Origin of the sequence: Bradyrhizobium sp. 956_D2_N1_4, assembly GCF_052076025.1 — a bacterium.
In the GTDB taxonomy this organism is placed as follows: Bacteria; Pseudomonadota; Alphaproteobacteria; order Rhizobiales; family Xanthobacteraceae; genus Bradyrhizobium; species Bradyrhizobium barranii.
This window is the reverse complement of the sequence record NZ_CP197237.1, coordinates 8623972-8638876: the sequence shown is the minus strand read 5'-3', so window position 1 is coordinate 8638876 and position 14905 is coordinate 8623972. Positions and strand designations below refer to the sequence as shown.

Below are 14905 nucleotides of genomic sequence, written 5' to 3'. Positions count from 1 at the left end.
CCCTCCTCATCGGAGGGCGCCTACCTTCGAGACGGCGTCACGCGCGCGATCAACTCGCGATACCGGCTTTCGTACTCCCGCGCCATCCGGCTCGCGACGAAGCGCTCCTCGAACCGGGCGCGGACGGCTCTTCTGTCGAGACGGCCGAGATCGTTCACAGCCTCGATCGCCTTCGCGGCGTTCTCGACGACGAAGCCGGTGACGCCGTCCTCCACCACTTCCGGCACCGAGCCGGAGCGGTAAGCGATGACGGGCGTCCCGCAGGCCATCGCCTCGATCATGACTAGGCCGAACGGCTCGGGCCAGTCGATCGGAAACAGCAGGGCCGCGGCGCCGGCGAGAAACGGTTGCTTCCGCGCCTCGTCGACTTCGCCGACGAGCTCGATTTTCTCGCCGTCGATGTTCGGTTCGAGCTTCTTCTTGAAGTAAGCCGTCTCCGCGCGCGGTATCTTGGCGGCGATCCGCAGCGGCATCCCGGCAGCACGTGCGATGCGCATCGCGTCTTCGGGGCCCTTGTCGACCGTCAGCCGCCCAAGAAAGGCCAGGTACGAACCAGGCTCATAGGACGGCCGAAAGAGATCCTTCGGCAGACCGTGCTGGATCGTAGCGATCCAGTTCGCCTCCAGAAGCGGCCGGCGCTGGTTGTCGGAGATCGAGACGAAAGGCGCTTTCGGAAAGGCTCCGATGACGTCGGGGAGCCCGGGAAGGTCGAGGCGGCCATGCATCGTCGTGAGATACGGGACATCCGTCCGGCTCAGCACGGGAAGGGGCAGCCAGTCGACGTGAGAGTGGATCAGGTCGAAGCCGGCAGCGTGTTCAGCGATAGCTTCGACCAGCATCGCACAGGCGGCGTTGGGATCCACGCCCATCCGTCCCAATCGCAGAGCACGTGGCCACACTGGGTAGAGCTTTGCCTTCGTCCTCGAATCGCCGCTTGCGAACAAGGTGACGTCGTGTCCGAGCTCGACGAGCTCATCCACCAGCCAAGCAATCACGCGCTCCGTCCCACCGTAAAGTCTCGGTGGGACGCTCTCGGCCAAGGGGGCAAGCTGTGCGATCCGCATCGGCTAGGCTCCCAGAACGAAGCGCATGATCACCACCACAACGGCCGAAAGCAGGAAGGAAATCGCGAGCAGCGTCCAACCGGGCTGTGTGCTTCCGCAGGCCACCCGCGCGACGAACATCTTCATGTCCCTCAGCATTCTTCGTCGGGAAGCCGGTCGAGATAGGCTATCCCCAAGCTTGCGAGCTCTTCGGAATCGCTCCGCCGCTCTTCCCATCTCCTCTGCAGGTGACGCTGCAGCAGACAGCGTCGGTCATCTCGCGAATTGATATCGGGGCGCCTCAATCGGTACACCGTCCATGCGGTCTCCGCGGCCATCTTCAACACGACATCGTCGACCATCTACGCGCTCCGGGGCCGCAACCAGTCGGTGCCAACTCGGCGCGCTTGCGAAAGTTTCCGGTTTTTCCCGATCGTGGGCGAAGGACGTATCAGGACGCCTTCGCCCGTGCTCGTTCGCGCGCCGCCCGGCGGCGCTGCAGGCGCCGGCTTCGGGCAGCCCTTATGGAGGCGAGAAGTCGCGGCGCGGGCTCTACGGCCGCGAGGCGCTCGACGGGAGCGTCGGCCCGTTCCACTTGCGGCTCGGAAGACCTGGCTTCCATGAAGTCGAGGACCGTCCGGCCGTTCTCGGTGATCCGCCATCCGCCGTTCAGGCGCTCGACCAGCGCCTGCGAGAAAATGTCGAGATCGGGGACGCGTGCGGCGAGGCGCTTGGTCCGTTCGGTCCAGTCGCGCCCGCTGGTGGCCAGGATGGCCATGTCGCGCTTGAGGTCCGCCATGACGGCGAAGCCGTCGGGATAGCTCACCAGGATCTTGAGAACCGTGACCTGGAAGTTCACGCCCCGCCCCTGATCAGCGCCACATCGTCGGCGCGTCGCGAAGTCTCGCGACCGACCTTCTTCAGGTTTTCCAGCGCGACGTTGCCCTCGGCGACGGCTTGCAGAATCCTGGAAGCGACGTGCGCGCGAGCGCCGGTTTCGAAGCGCGAGATGTCTGCGCAGACATCGTCGAGGACGGCGCGCAGAAGCGCGGTCGTGGCCGGATCGAACATCGGACCCCCGAGAAAGGCGAGAGCGAAGCCTAGCGCAGAAAAGTCCGTCGGCGAATTCAACATTGTTAACCTCGCCACGTCGGTAGTCCCTCTCTCGCGCCGCAGCATTCCGGTCCTGACTCGGCTGCAATGACCGTTGCTGCTCCAGGCTTGGTGCTTCGAGCGACGCTGTCCCGGCGCGGTGCTCCGATTGCCCTCGTCGCCGGGTCAGCAACCATTGCCTATTTTTCCCGTTATCGGCGGGGCATCCGCAATCTAAAAGGAGTTCCGATGAAGAATATTGCAATGTCGGCGCTGACGGTCGGCGCCCTCGGTCTGGCGTCGGTGGCCACGACAGTTGGGGCGGCTGGGGGCCGGGTATCGCCGGCGGCCTGGTTGCGGGTGCCGTGATCGGCGGGATTGCGTCCTCGGCGTACGGCCGGGGACCCGGCTACGACTATTACGGCAGCCCCGGCTACTACGGCGCGGGCTATTACGGCGGCCCACACACCTACGACTATGGCTATGGCGAGCCTTATCGCTGGGGCGGTGGCTACACCACCACCTACTACACGGCGCCCGTCTCCTACGGCTATCGCTATCGCCGGGTCGTTCGTCCCGCCTACGCCTATTATCGCGGCTCCTATCCGGTCGTACGTCATCGCTGGCATCGCCACCACCACTGGTGACCGGTCGATCGGACGCGATGGAGGCCGCGCTCTGCAAGGCGCGGCCTTTTCCTTCCGGCTCACCACCATCCACCGGTGAATGAGTCGTGTCGATCGAAGGCAAGCTGCCGCTCGGCCGCTCTCTTCGACGGCTTTGCCGAGCGCTTCGGATGCGGGCGGGACGCTGCGGAGAGGCGTGTTGGCGGGTCTTTCTTGATCTCGACGGTAGGTGCTGCAGGCATGGAGGCCATGGCTTCGCGCACCGGATACGGTTCTTCACGGGCCGGATGGACCTGCGCGATCATCGGAACATCCGTGCGCGGACGCGTGTCAAAGATGATCTTCTCCGGAAGGCTTCTTGCCGAGGCTATCCGGATGATGGTCCTGTCAGGATCGGCCGCCGCCGCGTGCTCGACGGGAGCCGGCAGATAGCGGTCGGCGGCGAAGAGCAGCGCCAGCAGCAGCGCGCCGACAAAGACGAAGTATCGACCGATGGGCATGGACGGCCGCTCGCAAGGAAGGAATGGGGTATCGGCGGGGCCGGATTGACGTCGAGGCGGGCCGCCTTTTGGGCGACCCGCCTCGAAGGACTCAGTCGATCTCCTGGACGACCGTGCGCGTCGATGGATCGACTAGCATCACGCGTTCGCCCGAGTAGACGTAACGATACTTGGTGAGCGAGGGACCCCAGTCGGCGGGGACGGCCTCGAGCTCGACCTCGCGCGGCACCGGCTGGCCGATCACGATCTTCTCGCGGGTCTCCACCGGACGGACCTTGTGTTCGGTCACGTAGGTCCGGATCTTAGTGCGGTATTCCGGCTCGATCTGCACCGCGGCGGCGTGGCCGGCGCCGGTGGTGGTGGTGACGACCGTGGACTGTGCCATCGCGCCCGTCGAGATCAGCGCGGCAGCCGCAGACATCAGCAACAATTTTTTCATCATGTTCTCCTTGCCGCTAGATGCGACGCAGCGAAAACCTCACCACGGCGCTGAAGTTCCTGAGCAAGGATAGAATATTGCCGCTTTTTCCCGATCGTGCGCTTGTCTTCGTCCCCTATCGCTAGGCCGCCCTCGATCTCGCACCGGGGAGAGGTACGCAAAGCGTTCTGGTGATACTGCCTTCGGCGTCGAACCAGAATTTCGTACTCACAGCGCTGCCGTTATAATCTCGGTAGTCGAGCCGAACGCATTCCGGCTCCCGATGGACTTCGTCCAGTTCGAATGCGGCCTCAATTGCGCCACGTAGCTTGGCCGGCCAATAGCAAAGCAGGCCGGCCTGCCGACGAACCGTTCTCCGCTGCAGCAATCAAGCGTAGCCTGATCTGCATAGAGCGACAGCAAGTCCTCCAAGCGGCGCTCGCGGCAGTCCAGCCCGACATGGTCCACCTCACAGTTGTCCCCGGTGGCAGGTCTCGTTAGGCCCCGAGACTTGAATGGTGTATGAACCGCCGGTTCTGCTCCCGTTTAGGTCCCGCGAACGTCTGCTTTGTGACCGATCGGCAGAGTGCAGCGCACGATGGTGCGCTCGTCTTCGCGTGCAAATTGGAGCTTGCCGTCGAGCGCCCGAACAGGCTCGGACATGCCGGTCAACCCGCGGCAGAATTTCATACCGGGGGTCTTGCGCACATCATCCGCGATCTCGATCAGCAGATTGTCGCCCTCGAGTTTCGCTTCCCGAGCCGGTTGCCAAAGGCGTCCAGCGTCTGCTCCGGATTGCGCGAAGCTTCAAGGGCTCCATTTACGGCTCTCGCGACGGCGCGTGCGTGCCCCGATTCCTGGGCGCTCAGGATCATCAAAGTGATCGGAAACAGCAGGCTCTGCCGAAAGAAGAACATTCCAGATCTTCTGCAATTCGTGCTCCTTCGGTAGGTTCGCCCGACGTCCCGCTCAGATATTTGAACCATTACAGTGCTCGCGACGTTCTTCACAACTGGAGGAAGCGACAGCGTGCTAATGAGGACCAGATCAACATGAGGGTATTGATCGTCGACGACCATCCCGTTGTCGTGACCGGCTGCCGGGCTTTGTTCACGTCGGACCCTTCCGTCGAGATCCTGGAGGCTTCCGATGCAAAGGACGGCCACCGTGCGTACTTGCAGAAGCATCCCGACGTCACCGTGGTTGACGTGAGCCTCCCCGATCTTACCGGCTTCGAATTGACCCGGCGAATCCGCAGGGATGATCCGGCCGCCAAAATAGTCATGCTCAGCGTGAGTGAGGATCCGGCGTTCGTGGTGCGCGCTGTGGAGATGGGCATTCAGGGATATGTCTCGAAGAGCGATGATCCTCGGCTCCTGGCCAAGGCCATCCGGAAGGTTGCAGCCGGGGAGCGCTTCGTCTCACCGCGTCTGACGGAAGCGACAACCTTCGCGGGCGCGGCGATCAAGGCCAGCCCTTTGACGCAGATGAGCCCACGCGAACTAGAGATCCTGAGGCTTTTGGGTCGTGGCGACCGCATCTCAGAAGTCGCGTCCGAACTCGGCATCTCCTATAAAACCGTTGCCAACACGACCTCCATGCTGAAGTCCAAGCTCGGCGCTAAAAATCACTCCGACCTCGTCCGGATTGCAGTCGAGATCGATTTGCGCCGGTGAAGGGTCGTCGACTGGGATCCTGTTTTTCTGCAATTTTCGCGCAATAGCGACATCGGAGAGAGTCCTGCTCACCGTGCGCACTTGGAGCGGCACGACCTCTGACGTGCGCGCGACGTAAGGGGGCGAGCCATATGGAGCTATCCCGACGAACTAATTGACTCATCGTCAGAAGCATCCGCACGAATTCATTATGACAATTTGGAACGCAATCGACCGAGCGGAGTTACACCGCCGCTTCTCATGTTGTGTTGCGAGGCCGAGCGAAGGAAGCCCATGCGTCGCGTTCGACTTGTGATAGCAGATCGACGTCCCATTGTTCTGCAGGGTTTTGCATCGCTGCTCGGAGCGCAGCCCGATTTCGAAGTGGTTGCGTGCTGTCTTGATGGAGCTAGTTGCCTTGCGGCCATTCGCCGTTTGACGCCCGATGTGGTGTTACTGGAGGACGGATTCACCGATGTAACCGCCTCCGACATTCTCGCCGTCGTGGATGACGAAGCCCTTTCCTCCCGGCTGGTGTTCTTCACTGCTACTGTCGCCTGCGGCGATCTTGCCAGGGCACTGGCGACCGGTGCTTGCGGCGCGATTTCGATGAACGCCCAACCAGAAGCGCTGGTCCAGTCCCTGAGGCTGGAAAAACCAGGGTCAGACCTGGCGAGGGTCGGTCACGAAGCTAATGGAATCGCATCGTTCGGCAATAACGTTCTGGCGGTTTTGACCGTCAACGAGCGGACGATCATGGATCTCGTCGCCGAAGGTTTGTCGGACAGTGAAATTGCTCGGGTCCTCGGTGTCTCTCTGGAGATCGTCAGGATTCACATCGACCACGCGCGACAGAAGCTCGGAATCCACAGCCGGACGGAGCTCGCCGCGCTGGCACTGTCGCGCCGTTATGGCGCGATGAGTATCCTGGCAGCTGCGATCCTGGCAGCGTTGGACGATTCGCCCGGTCACGCCGCAACCGAAAGTTTCACGGTCATGGCCGCGAACGGCTGCGCGGAAGTCGTCACCATTAAAATCAGCCGCAAGGAAGCAGTATCAGGTGGCACCCCGGCCAGAGGCGCGAGTAAGGACCGCGCCGGCGCCGCAACCGGGACGTCATCGCCGACCGGCAAACTCGTCGACCCTGTGGCCGAGATTGCCGCGAGCCAATTTGTGCAGGCAGCACTGAACGCGCCGAGGCCGGGTTCGAGCAGCTACAGCATCTTCATGGTTGCAGCTTTCGCCGCCTTGATCTACGAGCTCGATGGTGCCAACCACGCCGTGCAAGCGTTCGATTTCAGCGATGACATCGTCACTTCATCTACCGCAAGCGACGCCAACGGACCGGCATCCGTACTTCCCGGCTTCGCGAATTTCGGCGGCACAGCCGTGTACGATGGGGCGTTCGCATTCAAGTTCGCCCAAGGCGATACAATCGCCACAGACGGTAGCGAGCTTTATGTCGGCAATGCCCATGCGGAGGATGGCGGCAGTGACCGAGAAACTCTTATTCCCCCAGGCTCCGGGACCGTTGATGTTGTTGCGGCGGCCGCGAACGAAGCCGCGCAGCGTGACCCAACGCAGACAGGCCGGGATAACGGGTCAAATCAGGGTCGATCGCAATCCGATTTGCGCGCTTCCGACAACAGCTCCGAAGCCGCTAAGCGGGAGGCCCCGGGAGACGATTTAAATCACGGTCAATCGCAGAAGACGCTACATAAGTTCGACCACAGCTCCGGCGCTGCCAAGGGGCACGCCAAGGATGAGGCCGCGGGAGACGGTTTAAATCACGGTCAATCGCAGAAAGCCTTGCATGAGTCCGACAACGGCTCCGGAGTTGCCAAGGGGCACGCCAAGCATGAGGCCTCGGAACACGGTTCAAATCATGGTCAATCTGAGAAGTCACCCCAAGAGTCCGACAACGGCTCCGTGGCCGCCAAGGGGCATGCCAAGCATGAGGCCCCGGGAGACAGTTCAAATCACGGTCAATCGCAGAAGGCACTGCATGAGTCCGACAACGGCTCCATGGCCGCCAAGGGGCATGCCAAGCATGAGACCCTGGGAGAAGATTCGAATCGCGGACAAGCGCACGGCGATTTGCAGACTTTTGGAGACGGTTCCGCGGCCGGCAAGCAACACGCGCAGCATCCACAGGCAGCTGATCTAGATACTGGCAAACCGGAGCAGGATATACCAATGGCGTCCGTAAATTCTGCCAACGACGCACATTCGGCATTGAAGATTAAGACTGAAGGAAAGGGCGGGCCTTCTTCCGACAACGCAGATCAGGCCAAATCAGCGGTTGGCACCGACCTTGGCGATTCCTTTCATTTTAAGAGTGGCGCCGACAATACGTCTTCAGGCATGTATGACCTTCAGCAGCTGAGCCACGGAAATGGAAAAGCCTATGGAGATGGTCAGCATGCTGTTGCGCACGAGGGGCCGGAGCCAGTCCAGGATGCTGACGGGATTGATATTTCAGATGCGCACCACGATCACTCATGGCACGCCGATCTCCATGCGACTCACGATTTGATTGTGTAGCAATTTACTGATCGAATGGCCGGGCCGCGCTTTTTGTGTATTGCGTAACCGGCTGCCCTGGTCTACCCCCTTGAACCCCTGCAGCCGGGGCCGTTTTCTTCGCCTGTGTGTTGTGTCGGAGTACCCTAGACGTCCCGCCTCAGGTCTCTAGCCCGGTGGAGGCCGCCGTGAACGAGCGAATGTTCATCGTGCTAATTATCCTGCTGGGGATGATTGCACCGGCATTGATGGTCCTCGCACTGCTCGATCGCTGACGCGGCCGCGACGGCCCCAATCGTCCGGGAGGCCTGGGACAGGAGCCGGGACGCCGGGGCCGCGAGCGCGCGGCTTGTCACGCGCACTGGCACCACCCTCTGCTTTCGGTGCGTCCGCGCGCTCTCAAATGATACCTTGCCACATTAAATTTTGGGGTAGCCCGCCCAACACGTCTTCAATAGGAACGCTGGCGCTCGACAGCATTTGAATCACGCTTCGCGCCGATCCAATTCGTCCCGGAGCGCTTTGCACATCGTGAACTGCGCGGCTCCAGCATGCTCGCGACCCTACCGCTGGAGCCGCCTTTTCGGCGCGGTGAGGTCTTTCCCATGCATGCACTCGTCACAATCTTCGTTCACTTTAGGCAGATCGCGACCTGACCGGGGCCCATGTGAATAATCCAAACAACAACCCCAATTGCGACAGCGACAAGTGCCGCTACTCCGCGGGAGAGGTCCGGAGCTACCCCAACAGCCATCCTCCGCTGACCCTGTGCAGAACGTGCCGGGCTCACGAGAGTGCGCGTAGGAGATACAAGACTGGCCTGCGAGTGCTGACTTGGGCACAGGGCGACAGAACTATCAGCGCTCTGTCCTCACATACGGACTGAACTCAGACGTCCGCTGCAAATCCGGAGCGGCATTCAAGGAGAGTGATGTTTCACCTCGCGGGTGCCGGGGTCCTGTGGCGAATTTCCAAAGACGCTCCAGATAACAATCGAAACGGCGACGAGGAGCAAAAGGTCACGGACCATGGTATCCTCCCTTTCGCTGATCAATGGGGCAATAAGCCCAACACTCCTCGACGAGCCGTTCGCGGTCGGCCGGTAATGGCAAACGCGCCGTCGTGCGAACCGCTCGATCACCATTCATGTACCGCGCCTTGCCCTAGTCAAACACGCTGACGCTTATAAAACTCGTGATCCGTCCGGCGTTGTTGAACCTTTGCAGGACTCTCGTGACCTACGTCCGTCGGGTGGGGAACGGAGATTTCCTATGACCGAGCATCGTACGATCACTGGATTGGTAGCTGTTGTTCTCCTTGCTGCCGCCACGACCGCAGCGATAGTCAGGCCCTCTTCCCACCGAGCTGTAGTGGCGACGAACTCGATGTTGATCGGAGAGCTAACAGCGGCTGCAGGCCAGCTCCCGACTAGTGAATTCGATGACCAATCGGTGATTTTCTCGACTAAGCGCTAGTCACCCTATCCAGCTTGCGGCTCGGCCGCTTGGTGCGCTGGAAGCCAGTGTCGCGACGTTGTGCGTTGCCCAGAACTACTCTCGTATGACGTGAAGCTGGCGCGCATGTGCGGCGCAGATGTGGTTGCGGAAACCCCGCGCAAGCACCAGGATAACCCCGAGCGCGACTATGTTCACGAGCTGTGTCATCATGAGCACCACATCGCCTATGGTGATCGAATGACCGAGAAAGAGCGCTGACGACAACTTCCATAGAGCGTACGCGCGCACACTGATTCCGGCGGAGCATTGCTCACTCAAGAGGCGCCAGATCTGAGGGACGTAGGCGCCGATGACAAGCGCGGTCGCAAAATAGCCGACGAGGAAGGGAGACTGAGGATTGGGGCCGTCGCGCGGCTACCGAACGTGCGAGACTTCAGGCTGACATCTGGTGACAAGGAGATTGCGAGGAGGCTCGGCGGCACCGCCAAGCAAGTCTCACAGCAGGAAGCCCAGGCTGCTCGCGCGATTGCAGATCAATTCGCCCGACGAGATCGCCGATGCATGAGCGATGGGCGGCCTGGCCGCGCTATCGAGGCATCACGTAGAAATCTCGCCGGCGAAACCACGCGCACGTCTCTTGTCGGAACGGTCGGCGCACACCAGACGATACATTGACCTAAGGATCAAAGATGCGCCGCTGCCACTGGTCCAGGGTTAACGAATGGTTAAGCCGGATCTGGGAGGTTGCAAAGGGGGTGACCTAAAACGAGGTCCACCATGTTGAGGCTGAAGAAAGCTGCCCCGGTATCCCGCAATTTGAACATCGGCCAGATCGACACCGCCGAGTTGCTGCTGCACCGCGTGTACGCCTTTGGAGCGGCCGAGGGACATGCCTCCGGCGAGTCAGTGGGGCAAGACGCTGCGGGCTGGGAACGGGCAGAAATGGCTCTGCTACAGGCGCAGATCGACACCCGGCGCCAAATTATCAAGCTGCTCCGCAACGAATTGTCAGACGTGAGGAAGGAACGGGACGCTTGGCGCAGTCGGGCTCACAGGCTGTGTCGATCGGTTTCGACTGACCTCACAGCCACCCCGCGCCCCGGATCGTTTGCGGCATTGCTCCAGCAACGTCGAATACATTTCCGGCAGCATTGACTCAAACAACTGCCGCAAGGACCGCACCTCGCGCCGATAATAAGGGGTGCCCCTGGGTCATTGTACTAGAGGTGCAATGTGAGTCTGACGAGACGGCGGGTCGCACGTGGACCAAGCGATACCCCTGGATCGTCGAGGCCGCGCTGAAGAACCGCGAGCAGCAGTTCGCCATCGACGGCGAGGCTGTGGTGCTCGGCGTCGATGGCGCCTCGGACTTCAATGCCCTGCACTTGCGCAAGCATGATCACGAGGTTCAGCTCTATGCGTTCGACATCCTCGCGCTTGGCGGCGAGGACCTGCGCCAGCTGCCATTGACGATGCGCAAGACCAATTTGGCGCGGCTGCTGCGCGGCCGGCCTGATGGCATATTCGTCGCGCCGTTCGAGGCTGCCGAGATCGGTCCGGATCTATTCGCCGCCGCCTACCGCATGGGCCTCGAGGGCCTGGTCTCGAAACGCCGCGACCGGCGTTATGGCGCCGGCCGCTCGAAAGACTGGATCAAGGTGAAGAACCGGACCCATCCGGCAATGACGCGAGAATTCTGAGCGTTCGGTCGCGCGCCTCCTGCCCAATCGGGGCCCGGCGGTTCAATTGCCCCTTTCCGTCCATCCCCTTTCTGGGCCCCTCGGTCGGCTGCGGGCAGCGTTCAGTCTATCGGACTCTGCTTCAGCAGTGGAGTGCGACAAGCCAGACAGAGGCTTCCCGCCTTTTCCGATCGCAGGCACATCTAGTGAAAGATCCAGTACGGTGAACCGGCCGGTTACCGGTCGCTCATACCAAACAACGTACCGCGCCTTCATTTCGGTCATTCTAGACCCCCTCGGTAGCGGATCGATCCTCGAATAGATCAACGTATCGCGCATGGAGAATCACGTAGCCCTTGGCACCGTCTAAGAGCACCTTGACCTGAGTAGCCGTCGCTCCCTGACCAAGAACGATGCCTTTCTTACCGCTAAGGCGCGGTCCAGCCGAAGCACCAATGACAATCCGTCGACCAGCAAGAAGCTCGTCCTTGGCGGCCAATAGGTCTGCAGATTTCGGCAGGTTACGGTTTGCGCTCCGAGGCGTGGCTTTTAAAATATCGCAGCATCGTTGAGTTAGAAAGCCCGTGTGTCGGGGGACCACGGCTTGCGCGATCGCTTTTCGATCGGTCAAGCTGGCGAACCGCTAGCGTGACTGGTGGTCGCAATGCGTACTGCAGAACAATTGTTAAAACCAAAACGTGTATTCCGCCCTGGTACACGTGATCGAACCCGACGCGACCTAAGAAGTCGCTTATTTGTGCGCGGCGCCGAGCGGCGTTGACTTTCAGCGGGTCCTTGGCGTGACACCTAGACGCCCCGGCGCTAGCCTCAGGCCATCCATCCGCGGCAGCCCCTGTCGTAAACCGGCAGGGGTTGCTTATTGGTGGTAGGCCCGCCAGTGAACCAGCGGGCCTTTGAGTTGGCATCCCAACAGATGTCCTGGCCCTGATCCCCATCTCGTCTTCCCCCAGAAACGGAGGTACCGCTTCCGCTGCTCGAACCATGCCGACAGTGCCGCGCGGTCTGCTTGGCGACGTCGAGCTGACTGGGGGATCACCATTGACCGCCCCACGTCCGATCGGTGACCCGCTGAAGATCGAGCAACCGAACAAATTGGCGGGTAGCGCTTTCGCCACTCCTATTTCCGAGACAACCCCTTAAACGAGCTCGCCCTCAATAGACCTTCTGAGGTGATGTCTCGAAATTCGATATCGGCGTAAAACGTCGGCTCGACCCATGTAGCCTTGGGCTTCCTGATCGGTTTGGTCAGCTTAGCCTTGGGGCTCACGACGGTGTCGAGCTTCTTGCGGATCTCGCTGGAGACGGTACGAGACCACCCCGTCCCGACCTTGCCCATGTAGACCAGCTCTTTGCCCTCCTTCTTTCCGAGGTACAAGGCAGCGACACCTGAGGGGTCTTTGACGAAGCCGACGACAGGAAATTTGCCGTGCTGGACGGCTTTGACTTTCAGCCAGCCTTCGTTGCGGTCGGAGCGGTACGGCGCTTCGACGCGCTTCGAGATGATGCCCTCGTATTTGAGCAGAGCCGCGTGCTCGAACATCTCTTGGCCGTCGCCAATCAGGTGGTCGCTGTAGTGCGCGGGCGCTTCGACGCCGTGGGTATCAAACAGCTCCTTCAACAACTCCTTGCGGGCAAGCTGAGACGTTTTCCTTAAATCTTTGCCGTCGAGCCATAGCAAGTCGAAGGCGTAGTACAGCAAACGATCCTGCCGCCCGCCTGCGAGTTCAGCCTGTAGCTCGGAGAAGTTGGTACGGCCTTCATGGATGACCACAACCTCTCCGTCGATGATGGCCTGGTATGGAAGGTCGAAGGCACCGACAATGACGGAGAAGCGCTTAATCCAATCGTGGCCGTTGCGGGTGAAGGCCTTGTGGGTGTCACCGTCGAGGTGAAGCTGGATGCGGTAGCCGTCGTACTTGATCTCGTGAATCCAGTCCTCGCCCGCAGGGGCTTTCATCTTGAGGGTGGCAAGCTGGGGCTTGATGAAGCCCGGCATCGCGCGTCTCGTACGCCTTGTCACTCACGCTACTCACAAAAAACCGCCGCCGGTATTGGGGCCGGCGGCGGGCAGTCTACCTACCTTACTCAACGAGTCTCCAACTTCGAGGCCGGAGATGGGTTCCATCCGTGAATACAGCCCAACGCCCCCCACAACCGCGAGCGCCTTTGCAGGTTGTATTTTTGAGAACGGTTCTCGAACAGCGCGCGAACGGGATGTGATAAAAGAGAACGGCGCTAAGGAATGTCGCTCCTGCTTCGGCTCGGGCCGATGCTGTGCGGCTTGTTGAGGAAGAACTCCCGGTTGCCGAAAGCGGCTTCCGCATACTGGTCAATCGCAACCTGGATGGCCTCGATGTGCGCCCTACACCAACCTTCACGGGTCGACAGCCTCCGCGTCTGGTCGAGTGACTTCAGGAATTCCGGAACATCCTGCATGTCGGAGAAATACTTCGGTCGTTCAACTACCACTTCCGCCCTCCTAGAACGCGCGTACGGGTTTCCTGCGGCTGCGTTTTCTTCATCTCATCCCGCTGCAAACAAAGGCCATCGACCTTGGCCTGCATTCGGCTTAGCAGAGCTTCCGCCGAGGTGGTCCCTACCCCGGCACGCCGTAACTGGAGGATCTCTTTGCGCTGGCGACCTACTTGCACGCGCATGCGCTCGATCTCAAAGCGGATGTAGTTGAGGTCAGGCATGGGCATCCTGTGAAATGTCCACAAGAATAGAGCGGGAACATCGAGTCAATAGGAACATGATTTCAGCGCTCTCGTTGGCCCGTACACAGGAGCATTCGATGGAGAAGATCATTATCGCTGCCGCCGTCCTCGGTCTCATCTGCGGCTCCGCCTTCGCTCAGACTTCCGGCCCCGCTCCGCAGTCCGGCAACATGCAGAAGCCTGGCATGCACAACACGGAGAAGGGTTCGATGACCAAGGGCACCACCGGCATGAGCAAGGACGGCATGGCCAAAGGCAGAATGGTGAAACCCGACGCGTCCGGCCAAGGCGGCTCCGGCCCCGGTAGCGACCAGGGCGGCACGAAGGTGGCGCCAGGCAGCATGAAGTAAGCTCGGTTCTCGTAAGGTTTACTTCTCGGCCGCGTCGCTCCCTACAAGACGGCGCGGCCGTCGTCTACGGTCTGGTCGCCAAGGTTATTCAGTAATGGATCTAAAGCAGATTTATCGCGACTATATCGACTGCCTGAATGAGCAAGCTTGGTCACGCTTGGGCAAGTTCGTCGCCGACGAGGTCGTCCATAACAACAATCCCCTTGGCCTGTCCGGGTATCGAGAAATGCTGGAGCAGGATTACGCGGCAATTCCCGACCTTCGCTTCAACGTGGAAATAATGATTAGTGAGTATCCCCACCTGGGAAGCCGGCTACGGTTCGATTGCTCTCCAACAGGCGTCTTTCTCGGCTTGCCAGTAAACAGCAGGCGAGTTTCCTTTCACGAGAACGTTTTCTACGAATTCGATAGCTGCAAGATAATACGCGTTCGATCGGTCATCGATAAGGCAGCCTTGGAGGCGCAACTATAGACGGTTGGGGTCAAATGGTTGGAGCTCAAATGAAGGCGGCGAGCTCATCCCGCGACATCTCAGAAAGCGCCTTCTGTTGTGACGACGTATCCTTGCGAGTTGGAGCGATGTGCCCTGCCCGATCTAGAACTTTGATCGACAGATCGGCTCGGACGCGGGCGCGAATGCTTGTGTCTTGGAGGAGCGACTTCGCAACTCGATAAGCAAGCGGGGCACCTACGACCGCAAGGTCAAGCTGTATCGATTCCGAGATCGCAGCCGCGACCGCTGGCAGTCGCATTGTCTTATAAACCGACTTGGGTGATATCCGGCGAGCTCGGCCGCTTCTTCAGGCTTCTTCCCGTCGTTGACG

General features: G+C 60.6%; 19 protein-coding genes. 9 read left to right on the top strand and 10 right to left on the bottom strand.

The genetic code is table 11. The annotated features are described in order from the left end of the window. Positions 1-20 precede the first annotated feature (20 nt). The 5 genes from AB7535_RS40890 to AB7535_RS40870 all read right to left on the bottom strand — a co-directional run bounded on the left by AB7535_RS40890 (position 21) and on the right by AB7535_RS40870 (position 2114). The gene (locus tag AB7535_RS40890) at positions 21-1064 is read right to left on the bottom strand and encodes a glycosyltransferase family 4 protein (RefSeq protein ID WP_354114599.1); all 1044 of its coding nucleotides are present in this window, start codon (positions 1062-1064) and stop codon (positions 21-23) included. A gap of 3 nt (positions 1065-1067) precedes the next feature. Next, entirely contained in the window at positions 1068-1190 is a 123-nt protein-coding gene (locus tag AB7535_RS40885; RefSeq protein WP_272481429.1) for a hypothetical protein, read from the bottom strand. A 5-nt stretch (positions 1191-1195) separates the two neighbouring features. After that, positions 1196-1405, bottom strand: a complete 210-nt coding sequence (locus AB7535_RS40880; RefSeq protein ID WP_038944827.1) for a hypothetical protein — start codon at positions 1403-1405, stop codon at positions 1196-1198. A gap of 89 nt (positions 1406-1494) precedes the next feature. Continuing rightward, positions 1495-1902, bottom strand: a complete 408-nt coding sequence (locus AB7535_RS40875; protein WP_354134730.1) for a hypothetical protein — start codon at positions 1900-1902, stop codon at positions 1495-1497. Next, the gene (locus AB7535_RS40870) at positions 1899-2114 is read right to left on the bottom strand and encodes a hypothetical protein (protein ID WP_354134731.1); all 216 of its coding nucleotides are present in this window, start codon (positions 2112-2114) and stop codon (positions 1899-1901) included. Before AB7535_RS40870 ends, AB7535_RS40875 begins: the two co-directional genes overlap by 4 nt. 386 nt (positions 2115-2500) lie before the next feature. On the opposite strand from AB7535_RS40870, the gene AB7535_RS40865 reads away from it, so the two are divergent. Next, positions 2501-2782, top strand: coding sequence for a hypothetical protein (locus AB7535_RS40865; RefSeq protein WP_439037726.1), 282 nt, complete (start codon positions 2501-2503; stop codon positions 2780-2782). 59 nt (positions 2783-2841) lie between these two features. Here AB7535_RS40865 and AB7535_RS40860 read toward each other — a convergent pair whose 3' ends face one another. Together AB7535_RS40860 and AB7535_RS40855 are read right to left on the bottom strand one after the other, a co-directional pair. After that, positions 2842-3261, bottom strand: a complete 420-nt coding sequence (locus AB7535_RS40860; RefSeq protein WP_354134732.1) for a hypothetical protein — start codon at positions 3259-3261, stop codon at positions 2842-2844. A 91-nt stretch (positions 3262-3352) separates the two neighbouring features. Beyond that, a complete protein-coding gene (locus AB7535_RS40855; RefSeq protein WP_028153974.1) occupies positions 3353-3700 on the bottom strand; it encodes a DUF1236 domain-containing protein in 348 nt (115 codons plus the stop codon). A gap of 501 nt (positions 3701-4201) precedes the next feature. On the opposite strand from AB7535_RS40855, the gene AB7535_RS40850 reads away from it, so the two are divergent. The 6 genes from AB7535_RS40850 to AB7535_RS40825 all read left to right on the top strand — a co-directional run bounded on the left by AB7535_RS40850 (position 4202) and on the right by AB7535_RS40825 (position 11014). Further along, on the top strand, positions 4202-4630 hold the full coding sequence (locus AB7535_RS40850; RefSeq protein ID WP_354134733.1) for a hypothetical protein: 429 nt from the start codon (positions 4202-4204) through the stop codon (positions 4628-4630). A gap of 101 nt (positions 4631-4731) precedes the next feature. Continuing rightward, entirely contained in the window at positions 4732-5355 is a 624-nt protein-coding gene (locus AB7535_RS40845) for a response regulator transcription factor (RefSeq protein ID WP_028153973.1), read from the top strand. A 273-nt stretch (positions 5356-5628) separates the two neighbouring features. Next, on the top strand, positions 5629-7878 hold the full coding sequence (locus tag AB7535_RS40840) for a LuxR C-terminal-related transcriptional regulator (RefSeq protein ID WP_439037725.1): 2250 nt from the start codon (positions 5629-5631) through the stop codon (positions 7876-7878). A gap of 1544 nt (positions 7879-9422) precedes the next feature. Beyond that, positions 9423-9572: a hypothetical protein gene (locus AB7535_RS40835; RefSeq protein ID WP_354134735.1), complete on the top strand. Its 150-nt coding sequence runs from the start codon at positions 9423-9425 to the stop codon at positions 9570-9572. Between the two features lie 519 nt (positions 9573-10091). After that, positions 10092-10469, top strand: a complete 378-nt coding sequence (locus AB7535_RS40830; RefSeq protein ID WP_354134736.1) for a hypothetical protein — start codon at positions 10092-10094, stop codon at positions 10467-10469. 71 nt (positions 10470-10540) lie between these two features. Continuing rightward, a complete protein-coding gene (locus AB7535_RS40825) occupies positions 10541-11014 on the top strand; it encodes an ATP-dependent DNA ligase (RefSeq protein WP_439037724.1) in 474 nt (157 codons plus the stop codon). Positions 11015-12131: 1117 nt separating this feature from the next. On the opposite strand, the gene ligD is transcribed toward AB7535_RS40825, so the two are convergent. The 3 genes from ligD to AB7535_RS40810 form a co-directional block, all read right to left on the bottom strand. Then, positions 12132-13010 carry a non-homologous end-joining DNA ligase gene (gene ligD / locus AB7535_RS40820; protein WP_354134738.1) on the bottom strand — a complete coding sequence of 293 codons (879 nt, stop codon included), beginning with the start codon at positions 13008-13010 and terminating at the stop codon, positions 12132-12134. Positions 13011-13249: 239 nt separating this feature from the next. Next, positions 13250-13450, bottom strand: coding sequence for a hypothetical protein (locus AB7535_RS40815; protein WP_049831966.1), 201 nt, complete (start codon positions 13448-13450; stop codon positions 13250-13252). A 26-nt stretch (positions 13451-13476) separates the two neighbouring features. Further along, on the bottom strand, positions 13477-13710 hold the full coding sequence (locus tag AB7535_RS40810) for a hypothetical protein (RefSeq protein WP_439037723.1): 234 nt from the start codon (positions 13708-13710) through the stop codon (positions 13477-13479). Between the two features lie 98 nt (positions 13711-13808). Here AB7535_RS40810 and AB7535_RS40805 point away from each other — a divergent pair, with 98 nt between their 5' ends. Both AB7535_RS40805 and AB7535_RS40800 read left to right on the top strand, forming a co-directional pair. Beyond that, complete coding sequence (locus tag AB7535_RS40805) at positions 13809-14081, top strand: hypothetical protein (protein WP_354134740.1); 273 nt, start codon at positions 13809-13811, stop codon at positions 14079-14081. A gap of 94 nt (positions 14082-14175) precedes the next feature. After that, entirely contained in the window at positions 14176-14553 is a 378-nt protein-coding gene (locus AB7535_RS40800; protein WP_439037722.1) for an ester cyclase, read from the top strand. The last annotated feature ends 352 nt before the right edge of the window (positions 14554-14905 follow it).